Below are 12,641 nucleotides of genomic sequence, written 5' to 3'. Positions count from 1 at the left end.
GTACGCGAACGTGAACACGATGGCCAGCTCGCGGCACTCGATGCGCCACGGCCAACCATGCACGAGCTCGTTAGGTGTCCGATCCCCGCCAGCGTCCGGGCTGTCCGCGCGATGAACTTGAACACGTAACCACTTCGGAAGACGTATGAGGGAGAAGGCCCATGAACGGCAAAGTGGCTCTGGTGACCGGTGGCAGCCGCGGGATCGGCGCGGCGATCGCGCTGGCCCTCGCGCAGGAAGGCGCCGATGTCGCGATCACCTATGTGCACGGCGAGGAGGCCGCCCGCGAGGTGGTCGCCAAGATCGAGGCGACCGGGCGGCGCGGGCTCGCGGTGCGGGCCGACGCGGCGGATCCGGCGGCCTCGGTCGGTGCCGTCGAGCGGACGGTCGCCGCTCTCGGACGCCTGGACGTCCTCGTCAACAACGTGGGCATCGGCGCGCTCGGTCCGTTGGCGGACTTCTCGGCCGAGACGGTGGACCAGGTGATGGACGTCAACGTCCGCTCGGTGTTCCTCACCTCGCAGGCCGCCGCGGTACGTCTTGGCCACGGCGGGCGGATCATCACCATCGGCAGCTGCATGGCGCAGCGGGTGCCGGGTCCCGGCGGGACGCTGTACGCGATGAGCAAGGCCGCGCTGATCGGGCTGACCAAGGCGCTGGCAAGGGAGTTGGGCGGGCGCGGGATCACCGCGAACATCGTGCACCCGGGGCCGATCGACACGGACATGAACCCGGCCGACGGCCCGTACGCGGAACCACAGGCCGCGATGACCTCGGTGGGCCGCTTCGGCACCACGGGAGAAGTCGCTTCCATGGTGCGGTACTTGGCCAGTGAGGAGGCGTCCTACGTGACCGGCTCCGAACTGTCCGTGGACGGCGGACACGCCGCCTGACGGCCGGGGCGGCCCTGCTCGGCGGGACGGTCCAGGCGGTCCTGCACGGTCGCGCGGTCAGGGCCGCCCAGCCCGGCGCCGACGGACTGGCCGTCAAGGCCCTCCCGCTCGGCCTGGCCGTCAAGGCCCTCGCGCTCGGCCTGCAGCCGCCGCTGTTCGGCGTCGTCGGCACGGGTCGCGGTCCTGTGGGCCGCGACGAACCGGCCGACGACGTCGAGCAGTTCGTCCCGCGCGGCCAGTCCTTCGGCGCCGGGCCGGGCGAGGGCCTGGCGCAGGGCGGCCTGGAGAGCCTCGCGCGGGGCGGGCCAGGGGCCGGTGCTCAGGCGCGCCTGCTGGGCAAGCCCGACCAGGCGCTGGATCGGGTCCCGTCGGGCTGCGTCCAGGGTGTGCCCGCCGGCCCTCTCCAAAGCGCCCAGCGCCCTTTCGTACACGGAGGCGGGCAGCGCCACCTCCACCGTGGCCGCGTCGACCCTGTGGGCGACGAACCGCAGGGAGGCGTTGGACCAGGACCCTTGCCTGGTCCCGCGTCCGAGCACCTCGGCCAGGGTCTCGCGCACCTGGTCCGCCGCACAGGCCGGAATGCTCACGATGACCGCCCTGGTGCCGCGGGCCAATGCCAGTTCGACGGCGGCCTGTTCGGCGGACGGTCCGTCCGGGTCGGCGTCCTGCGGACAGAAGTCGAGCACGTCGAACTCCGCGCCGTCCACCAGGGCCCCGGGCTCGACGTATCCCAGACGCACAAAGCCGATGTCCCCGAGCGCCCGGTCGATATCGGCCGGGACGAGGGCGTTCCCCTCGACCAGAACCTTGCAGCTGAGCGGTCGGTCACGGCCGGGCACCGTCACATCGACCGCCCAGGGCCGATCGGCGCACAACCGGGCGCCATAGCGCTGCAGTGCCATACCTGTCCGCCTCCTGAGGTGTCAGGCGAGTGTGCCGCGTACGCGATGCAGATAGCTGAAGTCATGGTCCTGGCGCCGGGACCGCACCGGACGGATTTCGCGGGTGGCGACGTTGAGGGCGAACCCGCCGACGGTGCCGAGGAGCCAGCCGAGGTCGGGCAGCAGCAGCGCGCCGCCGGCCGCGGCGGCCAGGGCGACCGTGGCCGTGACCGAACGGTGGACCCAGACGGTGCGGCTGCTGCTCACCGCCGACCGGTAGTCGGCGGTGGCCTGTTCGAGTTCCACCCGCAGCTGCGCGAAGACGTCCGCGGGGTGTTCGTAGTCGCGCCGCAGCTCGCCCAGCACCCGGTGCACGGCCCGCATGAGCCGCAGGCGTTCGTCCTGGTACTTCTCGCGGAATGCGAGGACCTCGGCGGTGGGGGTGCCGGGCGCGGGCACGGGCAGGAGTCTGCCGAGTTCCATCTCCCAGGCCAGGGTCCGCGCACGGGCCACGGGACGCAGAGCCATCCGCTGAGCGGTACGGCTGTCGGTATACGGGAAGAAGGCGCGGTCGCCGCGGCGTGCGGAGATTTCGCGGGCGGTGATGGAGAGGATCAGTTCCTGCACCTCCCTGGACACGGCGAACCGCCGTCTGTCGCCGGGGATGGGGACGGCGAGGCCTTGTCTCGTCAGGTACTCCTCGACCCCGCCACTGGTCTTCGTCCGGTAGAGGATGCCCTCGGGCGGCTCGGTGGGGACCGGTGTCCGTGTGCGGGCGGCGAGAGCCGCCAGTTCTTGCAGGAGGACGGATGCGTGATGCCCGTCGGAAGAGGTGACGCGAGGGGCGTACAGCGGGGTCAGATCGCTCAGCAGACGGCGCTCGCCGAGGGTCAGCGGCGTGTACAGCCCTCGTTGCTCCAGCTCCCTCAGTCCCGGGCCCACCGCCACCGCGCGGATCTCCGGATCCGCGGGCACCACGGAGGCGATGCCGTCCCAGTACAGCAGGGACTGGTGAACGATCTCGTCCGGCGGGTTCACCAGCGGGTAGTAGAGCAGTACGGCCACCGCGGTCCCCCAGATGCGCACCGACAACCGTCGATCAACGCTAGCGGGCGGCGCGGCGGCCTACCGGCGTATCCCCAAATGGCTTACGGGGATACGCAGATGAGGCGCACCAGGGCTGTCCTCCCGGTGCGCCTCACGTTCAGCGGGCGGGGATCAGCCGCCGAGCTCCTGGTGGCGGGCCGCCAGCTTCGCCGAACCGTCCTCGGTCAGGGAGCCGAAGAGGCGCAGGCGCGAGAAGCCGCCGTCGGGGTAGATGTCGATACGGACCTGCGAGCCGACGACCGGGGCGTCCAGGACGAACCGGTGGTTGGTGTCGGGCTGCAGGCGCGTGCGCGGCAGGAACTCCTGCCACTCGGCGTCCTCGCTCGACCGCACCGAAAGGGAGGCCCAGCCGGCCGAGTTGCCCTTGAGGTACGCGGTGTCGATCTCGATCGCGCGGATCGTGGACTCGGCGACGAGCTGGTAGTTGATCCAGTCGTTGCCGTTGTCGCGGCGGCGGGCGGTCTCCCAGCCGTCGTCCATCTTGCGGGAGCGGCCCGGGTTGATGGTGTTGACCGGCGAGGAGTAGAAGCGGTTGGAGGCGTCGAGCACCTGGCCGCCGTTCTCCAGGGCCACCACGTCGAACGAACCGAGCGCGGCGAGCCACTTCGGGTCCGGCACGACCTCACCGTGCACGCGCAGACGGGCGATGCCGCCGTCGGGGTGCTGGTTGACGCGCAGATGCGTGAAGCGCTGCTCGGTGGTGACCTCGAAGCCGTTGGCCGCGTGGCCGCCAACTGCCGTACGCGGGACGATCGTCGTCCACTTCACGTCGTCGGCGAGGAGCTCCTCCGGGGTCGGCGCCAGGGCGCCCTCCCAGTTGGTGGCCTCGACCGAGACGGCCTGCGGCATGTTGCCGCGGAAGTGGGCGGTGTCCACGACGATGCCGCGGATCACGCCGGGGGCGCCCAGGCGTACCAGGGCCCAGTCGTGGTCCTCGGTGGTCGGCCAGGGCTGCTCGGCCGAGACACCGCGGCGGCGGCGGGTCTCCCAGCCGTCCATGACCTTGCCCTTGTGGCCGAAGTGCTCGGGGTCGAACTCGGCGGCCTCGGGCACGAGCAGGTTCTCGCGCATCGCGAAGAACTCGTCGTTGGCGGCGATGACACCGGCGCCGAGCGTGCGGTCGGCGAGGTTGGCGTACTGCGTGAACGGGAAGTCCGCGGTGCGGTAGTCGGCCCAGGGGTCGCCGCCGCCGTAAGGGTTCGCGTTACCGGTGAAGGAGGCTATGTCAGACGCCACGGTGTCAGTTGTTCCTTTCGAGAAGGCGGCCGGCGGGCTCGGTGAACTCGCCGTCCGCGTAGATGCGTGTCCCGCGCAGCCAGGTGGACTTCACGACACCGCTGAGGGTCTTGCCCGCGTACGCGGTGACCTTGTTGCGGTGCTGCAGCTCGGCCGCGTCGACCGTGAAGGTCTCCTCCGGCGCGAGGATCGCGAAGTCCGCGTCGCGGCCGGCCTCGATGGCGCCCTTCTGGTCGAGACCGACCAGGGCGGAGGTGCGCGCGGACATCCAGCGCACCACGTCGTCGAGGGTGTGGCCGCGCTTCTTCGCCTCGGTCCAGATGGCCGCGAGGCTCAGCTGGAGACCGGAGATCCCACCCCAGGCGGTGGCGAAGTCATCGGTCTTGAGGTCGGCGGTGGACGGGGAGTGGTCGGTGACGATGCAGTCGATGGTGCCGTCGGCGAGCGCCTGCCACAGGAGGTCCTGGTTGGCGCCTTCGCGGATCGGCGGGCAGCACTTGAACTCGCTGGCGCCGTCGGGGACTTCCTCGGCGGTCAGCGTGAGGTAGTGCGGGCAGGTCTCGACGGTCAGCCGCACACCCTCGGCCTTCGCGGCGGCGATGAGCGGCAGCGCGTCGGAGGAGGAGAGGTGCAGGATGTGGACACGGGCGTTCAGGCGCTTGGCCGTGTCGATCAGACCCTTGATGGCCACGTCTTCGGATATACGGGGACGGGTCTGCAGGTAGTCGCCGTACTTGGGGCCGCTCAGATGCGGCGCCGCGTCCAGCTCTCCCGGGTCCTCGGCGTGCACGATGAGGAGGCCGCCGAAGCCGGCGATCTCGCCCATGGAGGCGGCGAGTTGCTCACCGTCGAGGTGCGGGAACTCGTCGACGCCGGACGGGGACAGGAAGCACTTGAAGCCGTAGACCCCGGCGTCGTGCAGCGGCTTGAGGTCCTTGACGTTGTCCGGGAGCGCGCCGCCCCAGAAGCCGACGTCGATGTGCGCCTTGGCGCGGGCGACGTCCTGCTTCGTACGGAGGTTGTCCGTCGTGGTCGTCGGCGGAAGGGAGTTGAGCGGCATGTCCACGAGCGTGGTGATGCCGCCGGCCGCGGCCGCGCGGGTGGCCGTGTAGAAGCCCTCCCACTCGGTACGGCCCGGGTCGTTCACGTGGACATGGGTGTCGACGATGCCGGGGAGGACGACAAGGTCCCCGAAGTCCTCGAGCCGGGCGCCGGCCGGCACCTCGGCGTCATGGGCAGCGACAGCGACGATCTTCCCGTCGGAGACGGAGACCGAAGCGGCCTTCGTCCCTTCCGGGGTGACCACTCTGGTCGAGCGCACCACCAGTTCCACGTCGGACACCCTCACCCTCACTTCCGTAGAGCCTGCCGCCGAATCTTCCGCTGTGCGGAAATTCAACGGTCTGTTGAACGGAGTCTCGCCCCGGGACTGCGACCCGTCAACCCCCTCCCCGCGGGGCGGAAGAGGAGCCGCAGGCCAATTGGAGGTTTCCATAGAGCGGAAACTGAATTTCAGACTACAGAATGGATCATGGCACAATCAAGAGAGGCCCTGGTCGTAGGAAGGCATCGCCCGCAGCCGGACAAACAGGTGCTGACCGGCCCGGACAGCACCCCATGCGCCACCCGTCGGCCACAGGCCGGGCGATAGGCTTCTCTTTCCTGCCTGTACGAAAGGACCGCGCTGTGCCGACGTCCAACGCCAGCACCACCGACACCAAGGCCACCGCAGCCACCGGCGGTGTCCAGTCCCTCGAGCGCGCCTTCGATCTGCTCGAGCGGATGGCAGACGCGGGCGGAGAAGTCGGCCTCAGCGAACTCTCCGCCACCAGCGGACTGCCGCTGCCGACCATCCACCGCCTGATGCGCACCCTGGTGGCCTGCGGCTACGTCCGCCAGCAGACCAACCGCCGCTACTCGCTCGGCCCGCGCCTGATCCGCCTCGGCGAATCGGCGTCCCGCCTGCTCGGCACCTGGGCGCGCCCGTATCTCGCGCGCCTGGTCGAGGAGACCGGCGAGACCGCGAACATGGCGCTGCTCGACGGCGACGAGATCGTGTACGTGGCGCAGGTGCCGTCCAAGCACTCGATGCGCATGTTCACCGAGGTCGGCCGCCGGGTCCTGCCGCACTCGACCGGCGTGGGCAAGGCGCTGCTCGCGCACACACCCGCCGAGGAGGTACGGGCGCTGCTCGCCCGCACCGGCATGCCGGCCGCGACCGAGAAGACCCTCACCACGCCGGACGCCTTCCTCGACGCACTCGAAGAGGTGCGCCGTACGGGATACGCGGTGGACGACAACGAGCAGGAGATCGGGGTCCGCTGCCTCGCGGTCTCGGTGCCCAACTCCCCCACGGCGGCGGCCATTTCCATCTCCGGTCCCGCGGGCCGTGTGACGGAGACCGCGACCGACAGGATCGTGCCGATCCTGCAGCAGGTGGCGGCGGAGCTCTCGGTGGCGCTGGCCAATACCAACGGTTCCTGAATCGCACTTTCCCCGAGGGGGTACGCCGACCGACTCGGCGTACCCCCTCAGGCATGCCCGGGCCCACGCCCAGCAGGTTCCGCACGAGCCGACCGACGGGCACCCGACTTGATAGGCAAGTGATGACTTGCCTATGGTGGCGGTCATGTCGGAGGATGTTTTCAAGGCGCTGGCCGACCCCACCCGTCGGACCATCCTTGACGAGCTGGCGGAACGGGACGGCCAGAGCCTGTTCGAGATCTGTTCGCGCCTGGCCATGAAGCACGAGCTCGCGCTCACCCGCCAGGCGGTCAGCCAGCATCTGGCGGTACTGGAAACGGCGGGTCTGGTCGTCTCACGACGCGAAGGCCGCTACAAGTTCCACGACCTCGACACACAGCCTCTCGAGCAGATCGTCACGCGATGGCTCAGACCCCACCCCCCGGAGAGCACCCCATGAAGATCCACATCACCAGCGTCTTCGTCGACGACCAGGCCAGGGCCGAGCGCTTCTACGTCGACAAGCTGGGCTTCGTGAAGAAGCACGACATCCCGCTGGGCGAGGACCGGTGGCTCACCCTGGTCTCCCCGGAGGCGCCCGAGGGCACCGAGCTGCTGCTCGAGCCGGGCAAGCACCCCGCCGTGCCGCCGTACAAGACCGCCCTGGTCGCGGACGGCATCCCGGTCGCGCAGTTCCTGGTCGACGATGTGCACGCCGAGTACAAGCGGCTGCGCGACCTGGGCGTGACATTCACGCAGGAGCCGGCCGAGATGGGCACGGTCACCACCGCGGTCCTGGACGACACCTGCGGCAACCTGATCCAGATCATCCAGATGAACTGAGCCGGTCCACCGCTTCCCGTACCGCCGCCAGCGCGGCGGCCAGCGCGCTCACCGAACCGATCGCCCCGGCGACCAGAAGCAGCGAGCGCCGCAGCCGGGCGGGCTCGGGTGCGCCGCCGAGCGCCATCGCGTGCAGTGCCGCGAGTTCGTCCTCGGCGATGCCCCGGTCGGGGAACTCCGCCGGATGTCCGGCCAGTTCACGGCGCAGCCTGGCCACGGCACCGAGCAGCTCGCTCACCCGTGGATCCTCGCCGCTGTCCGTCACCGGCCGCCTCTGCCCCACGCTCTGCAACACAGTTGATCCCCCGTCGCACGTCATTGTGCGGTTTCGTACGTTCTTGTCTCGTCAGGCGTCCGGGTGGTGGTCAGCCACTCGGGACGCCGGACAGTAAACGCCACTTGGTGCACCGGGCGCCACCGCGGTGACGTGGAGGGCGCGTCAGTTCTCCGGTTCGGCCGCCATGGCGTTGCGCCAGACCGTCACGTCGAGCTTGACGTAGTTGCTCTGGTCCGAGGCGGGAGCCCGCCCGTTGTACTTGATCATCCCGATGTGCCCGGCCGTCGTCAGGAGGCAGATGTTGCTGCCCTTGGAGACGTTGTCGAGGTCGATGCTCGACGTGTACCGGGTCTCCTCCCGGCACGTCTTGAGCGTGGGCTCCTGGGTGTCGTTCAGGAGGATGTACTTGTTGTTGTGGTTGGTCGTGAGGCTCGCGTCCATGTAGCCGTCGTAGACGACGTCCTGCCGCCCCTCGGCCTCCGAGTCGGCCGGCCTGACCGGCTTGTCGGCGAGGCTCAGGTGATAGCCGTCGACCAGGTCGATGCCCTTGAACTCCACCGGCTCGGGATCCTGCACCACATCCGTGCCGTCGGTGCCGCTCTCCGTCGGATCCACAGCGCCCGACGGCTCGTCCGTCACCGGATCCTGCGTGGCCGGCTCATCGGAACCGTCCTGCGCGGGCGTGCCGTCGCTGCCGGCCTGCTGGTTCCGCTCGCCCTTGTCGTCGTCCTTCAGGAGGGCGTACGCACCGGCCGCGCCGCCGACCCCGAAGACCAGCGCGGCGATGGCGACGGCCAGGAGCGTGCGGCCCTCCTTGGGCTCCGGGGCCGCCGCGGCCCCGGGGTTGGGATGCCCCGGGTACGCCCCCGTCCCCTGCTGGTACGGGGGCGTGCCGCCGGGCGGTGTCCCGGGCGCAGGCTGCTGCAGCGCCGCCGTGTCGTACGGGGACGGGCCGAAGCCGGGCGGCGGAGTGCCCGGGCCCTGCACCTGCGTCGCCGGAGCCGTCTGCGGATGCGTCATGGGCGCCGCGCCCTGAGGCGGGGTGTGCTGCTGTGCGGCGGGCATGCCCGCGGTCGGCAGGGGCACCGCGGGCGGGATGTCCTGCGGAGCGGGCGCCGCGACGGGCGCCGCCGGGGCCTGAACCGGGGCGACGGGCGGCTGGGCGGGGGCGGGCGGGGCCGCCTGCTGCCCCGGGGCGGGGGGCGCCTGTACGGGCGGCGGCGTCTGCACCGGCGCCGGGGCTGCCGCGCGCTGGGTGATGTCCGCCGCGACCGCCGTCGGCAGCCAGTCCTCAGGACGCCGCAGAACGGTCTCCGCGTTGGCCGCCTGGCACAGCGCGATGACCTCCATCACGGAGGGCCGGGCCGCCGGGTCCTTGGCCAGGCAGCGCGTCACCAACTCCCGCAGGTCCTCGGGCAGTCCGGTCAGATCCGGCTCTTCGTGCACGATGCGGTAGAGCACTCCGTGCGAAGTGCCCTCGCCGAACGCGGGCGTGCCCATCGCGGCGAAGGCGGCGACCTGGCCGAGCGCGAACACATCGGTCGCCGGCGTGCACGGCCGCCCCGCCGCCTGCTCGGGTGCCATGAACGAAGGCGTGCCGATGGTGACCCCGCTGCCCGTGAGCGAGGTGGCGTCCGCGGCGCGCGCGATCCCGAAGTCGATGACGCGCGGCCCGTCGGCGGCGAGCAGCACATTGGACGGCTTGAGGTCCCGGTGCACGATCCCGGCGCCGTGGATCACATGGAGCGCCTCGGCGATCCCCGCCACGAGCAGCAGCACCGTCTCCACGGGCAGCTTCCCGTGCTCGATGACCGCCGCGGACAGGGCGGGCCCGGGCACGTACGCCGTGGCGAGCCAGGGATGGTTGCCGTCGGCGTCGCTGTCGATGACCGGTGCGGTGTAGAGGCCCTGCACACGCTGGGCCGACTGCACCTCCTGCCGGAAGCGGCGGCGGAACTCGGCGTCCTCGCTCAGCTCCGGCCTGATCACCTTGATCGCGACCGGCCGGCCGCCCGGCGTATAGGAGAGATAGACCTTGCCCATGCCGCCCGCGCCGAGCTTCGCACTGATCCGGTAGCCGGCGACGGCCTGCGGATCGTCGCCCTCCAGCGGCTTGAACACGCCATTGGTGTTGTGACTGCTCATCAACTCTGGTTCCCCACCGTGCACTTGCTGCCACCCGAGACGTCCGGAACCCTATCGGAACCAAGCGGCCCACAGACCATGCTGTATGTCTTCGGTATGGCACATACACGTAACAGCGACCTGGTCGTCGGGCTGCTTCTCGCCGCGGGTGGCGGGCGGCGGCTCGGCGGGCGGCCCAAGGCACTGCTCACGCACCGCGGGCGGCCGCTCGTGGAGCACGCGGTGGGGGTGCTGCGGGCAGGGGGCATCGAGCGGGTGCATGTGGTGCTCGGCGCGCAGGCCGCCGACGTACGGGAGCGGGCCGCCCTGCCCGGCTGCGTCCTGGTCGACAACCCCGGGTGGGCCGACGGCATGGGCTCCTCGCTGCGGGCCGGGCTCACCTCGCTCGCGGGTACGGACGCGCGGGCCGTCCTCGTATCGCTGGTGGATCAGCCCGGGATCGGTCCCGAGGCGGTGGCGCGGGTCGCGGCCGCGTACGACGATGAAGGTTCGCTGGTGACCGCGGCCTATGACGGGGTACGCGGACATCCCACGCTCTTCGGGCGGCGGCACTGGACGGACATCGCGGCCGGTGCGAGCGGCGACCGGGGCGCGCGGACCTATCTGAAGGCCCATGAGGACGAGATCACGAGGGTCGAATGCGGTGATGTGGCGCAGCCGTACGACATCGACACCGAGGCGGATCTGGCGCGCCTGGAGCCGTAGCGGCCAGAGGTGGAAACGAGTATGGGAGCGGGTGGTGACCATGGTGGCACTCAGCGCCACGATCGCTCGACCCGGAGAATCTCGATATCAACAAACCATTGAACTTCCACCATGAGAAAACTACTATCCACTGGTCAGAAGCGCCCCGCCCCGCCGTAACACCATTTGGCCGGCGGCCGGCGGCCCAGGACCCGATACAGGACCTGACGGCACTCAGTGCCGTGCACGGCTCCCCCGCTGAAGGAAGTGACAGCTCATGTCCGCACCAGCGCCGTCCCCGCTGGCCATCGTCGACGCCGAGCCCCTGCCCCGGCAGGAAGAGGTCCTCACGGATGCGGCCCTCGCCTTTGTGGCGGAGCTGCACCGCCTGTTCACGCCCCGGCGTGACGAGCTCCTCGCCCGCCGCGGAGAGCGCCGCGCCGAGATCGCCCGCACCTCCACCCTCGACTTCCTGCCCGAGACCGCGCACATCCGTGCCGACGACTCGTGGAAGGTCGCCCCCGCTCCGGCCGCCCTGAACGACCGCCGTGTCGAGATCACCGGTCCGACCGACCGCAAGATGACCATCAACGCCCTGAACTCGGGCGCCAGGGTCTGGCTCGCGGACTTCGAGGACGCCTCGGCGCCGACCTGGGAGAACGTGGTCCTGGGCCAGGTCAACCTGATGGACGCGTACAACCGGAACATCGACTTCACCGACGCGAAGTCCGGCAAGTCGTACGCGCTCAAGGACGCCGACCAGCTCGCCACCGTCGTGATGCGTCCGCGTGGCTGGCACCTCGACGAGCGCCACCTGGTGGACGAGACCGGCAAGCCCGTCCCCGGCGCCTTCGTCGACTTCGGCCTGTATTTCTTCCACAACGCCAAGCGCCTCATCGAGCTCGGCAAGGGTCCGTACTTCTACCTGCCGAAGACCGAGTCGCACCTCGAGGCGCGCCTGTGGAACGAGATCTTCGTCTTCGCCCAGGACTACGTCGGCATCCCGCAGGGCACCGTCCGCGCCACCGTCCTCATCGAGACGATCACGGCCGCGTACGAGATGGAGGAGATCCTCTACGAGCTCCGCGACCACGCCGCGGGCCTCAACGCGGGCCGCTGGGACTACCTGTTCTCCATCGTCAAGAACTTCCGTGACGGCGGCGAGAAGTTCGTCCTGCCGGACCGCAACCTGGTCACGATGACCGCGCCGTTCATGCGCGCGTACACCGAGCTGCTCGTGCGCACCTGCCACAAGCGCGGTGCGCACGCCATCGGCGGCATGGCCGCGTTCATCCCCTCGCGCCGGGACGCCGAGGTCAACAAGGTCGCGTTCGAGAAGGTCCGCGCCGACAAGGACCGCGAGGCCGGCGACGGCTTCGACGGCTCGTGGGTCGCGCACCCCGACCTGGTGCCGATCGCCATGGAGTCCTTCGACAAGGTCCTGGGCGACAAGCCCAACCAGAAGGACCGGCTGCGCGAGGACGTCGCGGTGGCGCCCGGCGACCTGATCGCCATCGACTCGCTGGACGCGAAGCCCACGTTCGGCGGTCTGCAGAACGCCGTCCAGGTCGGCATCCGCTACATCGAGGCCTGGCTGCGCGGTCTCGGCGCCGTCGCCATCTTCAACCTGATGGAGGACGCGGCCACGGCCGAGATCTCGCGCTCGCAGATCTGGCAGTGGATCAACGCGGGTGTCGTGTTCGAGAATGGCAGGACCGCCACGGCCGAGCTGGCCCGTGAGGTCGCTGCCGAGGAGCTGGCGAACATCAAGGCCGAGATCGGCGAGGAGGCCTTCGCGGCCGGTCACTGGCAGCAGGCCCATGACCTGCTGCTCCAGGTCTCCCTGGACGCCGACTACGCGGACTTCCTGACGCTGCCGGCGTACGAGCAGCTCAAGGGCTGAGTCTGCGCCTTGCGTGCTGCCCGAGTGGCCCCTGGTTCTGCCGGGGGCCACTCGGTCGTCTGCGGGCAGGTGCGATTTTTTCCCCTACCCATCCCCAAGCTCTCAACTTCGTTCGAGCAGGGGAGACCCCACTCTTCCCGAAACCCGGGGTCCGCCCCCCCCCCCCCCCTCCCCACCTCCGTCCGGTCTGCTCCAAACCCCCCCGGGGG

12 protein-coding genes are annotated in these 12,641 nt (G+C 70.3%); 6 read left to right on the top strand and 6 right to left on the bottom strand.

Going from position 1 to position 12,641, the window contains the following annotated elements:
* Positions 1–161: 161 nt before the first annotated feature.
* A complete protein-coding gene (locus JAO81_RS24760; RefSeq protein ID WP_199550122.1) occupies positions 162–893 on the top strand; it encodes an SDR family oxidoreductase in 732 nt (243 codons plus the stop codon).
* Here the strand turns inward: JAO81_RS24760 and JAO81_RS24755 are convergent.
* The 4 genes from JAO81_RS24755 to allB form a co-directional block, all read right to left on the bottom strand.
* The gene (locus JAO81_RS24755; protein ID WP_199550121.1) at positions 845–1,795 is read right to left on the bottom strand and encodes a hypothetical protein; all 951 of its coding nucleotides are present in this window, start codon (positions 1,793–1,795) and stop codon (positions 845–847) included. The two genes, JAO81_RS24760 and JAO81_RS24755, sit on opposite strands and share 49 nt — an antisense overlap.
* Before the next feature lie 21 nt (positions 1,796–1,816).
* On the bottom strand, positions 1,817–2,866 hold the full coding sequence (locus tag JAO81_RS24750; RefSeq protein ID WP_233415863.1) for a DUF6236 family protein: 1,050 nt from the start codon (positions 2,864–2,866) through the stop codon (positions 1,817–1,819).
* 126 nt (positions 2,867–2,992) lie between these two features.
* Entirely contained in the window at positions 2,993–4,117 is a 1,125-nt protein-coding gene (alc, locus tag JAO81_RS24745) for an allantoicase (RefSeq protein ID WP_199550119.1), read from the bottom strand.
* 4 nt (positions 4,118–4,121) lie between these two features.
* Positions 4,122–5,459, bottom strand: coding sequence for an allantoinase AllB (gene allB, locus JAO81_RS24740; RefSeq protein ID WP_199550118.1), 1,338 nt, complete (start codon positions 5,457–5,459; stop codon positions 4,122–4,124).
* 344 nt (positions 5,460–5,803) lie between these two features.
* On the opposite strand from allB, the gene JAO81_RS24735 reads away from it, so the two are divergent.
* The 3 genes from JAO81_RS24735 to JAO81_RS24725 all read left to right on the top strand — a co-directional run bounded on the left by JAO81_RS24735 (position 5,804) and on the right by JAO81_RS24725 (position 7,423).
* Positions 5,804–6,601, top strand: a complete 798-nt coding sequence (locus JAO81_RS24735; RefSeq protein WP_199550117.1) for an IclR family transcriptional regulator — start codon at positions 5,804–5,806, stop codon at positions 6,599–6,601.
* A gap of 145 nt (positions 6,602–6,746) precedes the next feature.
* Positions 6,747–7,040 (top strand): helix-turn-helix transcriptional regulator, encoded by a 294-nt coding sequence (locus JAO81_RS24730; protein ID WP_165333532.1) that lies wholly within the window; start codon positions 6,747–6,749, stop codon positions 7,038–7,040.
* Positions 7,037–7,423 (top strand): VOC family protein, encoded by a 387-nt coding sequence (locus JAO81_RS24725; RefSeq protein WP_199550116.1) that lies wholly within the window; start codon positions 7,037–7,039, stop codon positions 7,421–7,423. Before JAO81_RS24730 ends, JAO81_RS24725 begins: the two co-directional genes overlap by 4 nt.
* On the opposite strand, the gene JAO81_RS24720 is transcribed toward JAO81_RS24725, so the two are convergent.
* Together JAO81_RS24720 and JAO81_RS24715 are read right to left on the bottom strand one after the other, a co-directional pair.
* Positions 7,407–7,718, bottom strand: a complete 312-nt coding sequence (locus JAO81_RS24720) for a DUF5955 family protein (protein ID WP_199550115.1) — start codon at positions 7,716–7,718, stop codon at positions 7,407–7,409. The two genes, JAO81_RS24725 and JAO81_RS24720, sit on opposite strands and share 17 nt — an antisense overlap.
* Before the next feature lie 144 nt (positions 7,719–7,862).
* Entirely contained in the window at positions 7,863–9,845 is a 1,983-nt protein-coding gene (locus JAO81_RS24715) for a serine/threonine-protein kinase (protein WP_199550114.1), read from the bottom strand.
* A gap of 96 nt (positions 9,846–9,941) precedes the next feature.
* On the opposite strand from JAO81_RS24715, the gene JAO81_RS24710 reads away from it, so the two are divergent.
* Together JAO81_RS24710 and aceB are read left to right on the top strand one after the other, a co-directional pair.
* Positions 9,942–10,550 (top strand): NTP transferase domain-containing protein, encoded by a 609-nt coding sequence (locus JAO81_RS24710; RefSeq protein WP_199550113.1) that lies wholly within the window; start codon positions 9,942–9,944, stop codon positions 10,548–10,550.
* 256 nt (positions 10,551–10,806) lie between these two features.
* A complete protein-coding gene (gene aceB / locus JAO81_RS24705; RefSeq protein ID WP_199550112.1) occupies positions 10,807–12,432 on the top strand; it encodes a malate synthase A in 1,626 nt (541 codons plus the stop codon).
* The last annotated feature ends 209 nt before the right edge of the window (positions 12,433–12,641 follow it).

The organism is Streptomyces sp. N35 (assembly GCF_016464295.1).
Taxonomy (GTDB): domain Bacteria; phylum Actinomycetota; class Actinomycetes; order Streptomycetales; family Streptomycetaceae; genus Streptomyces.
Note: the sequence above shows the minus strand (reverse complement) of the source record. Positions and strands in the feature narration are given on the sequence as shown.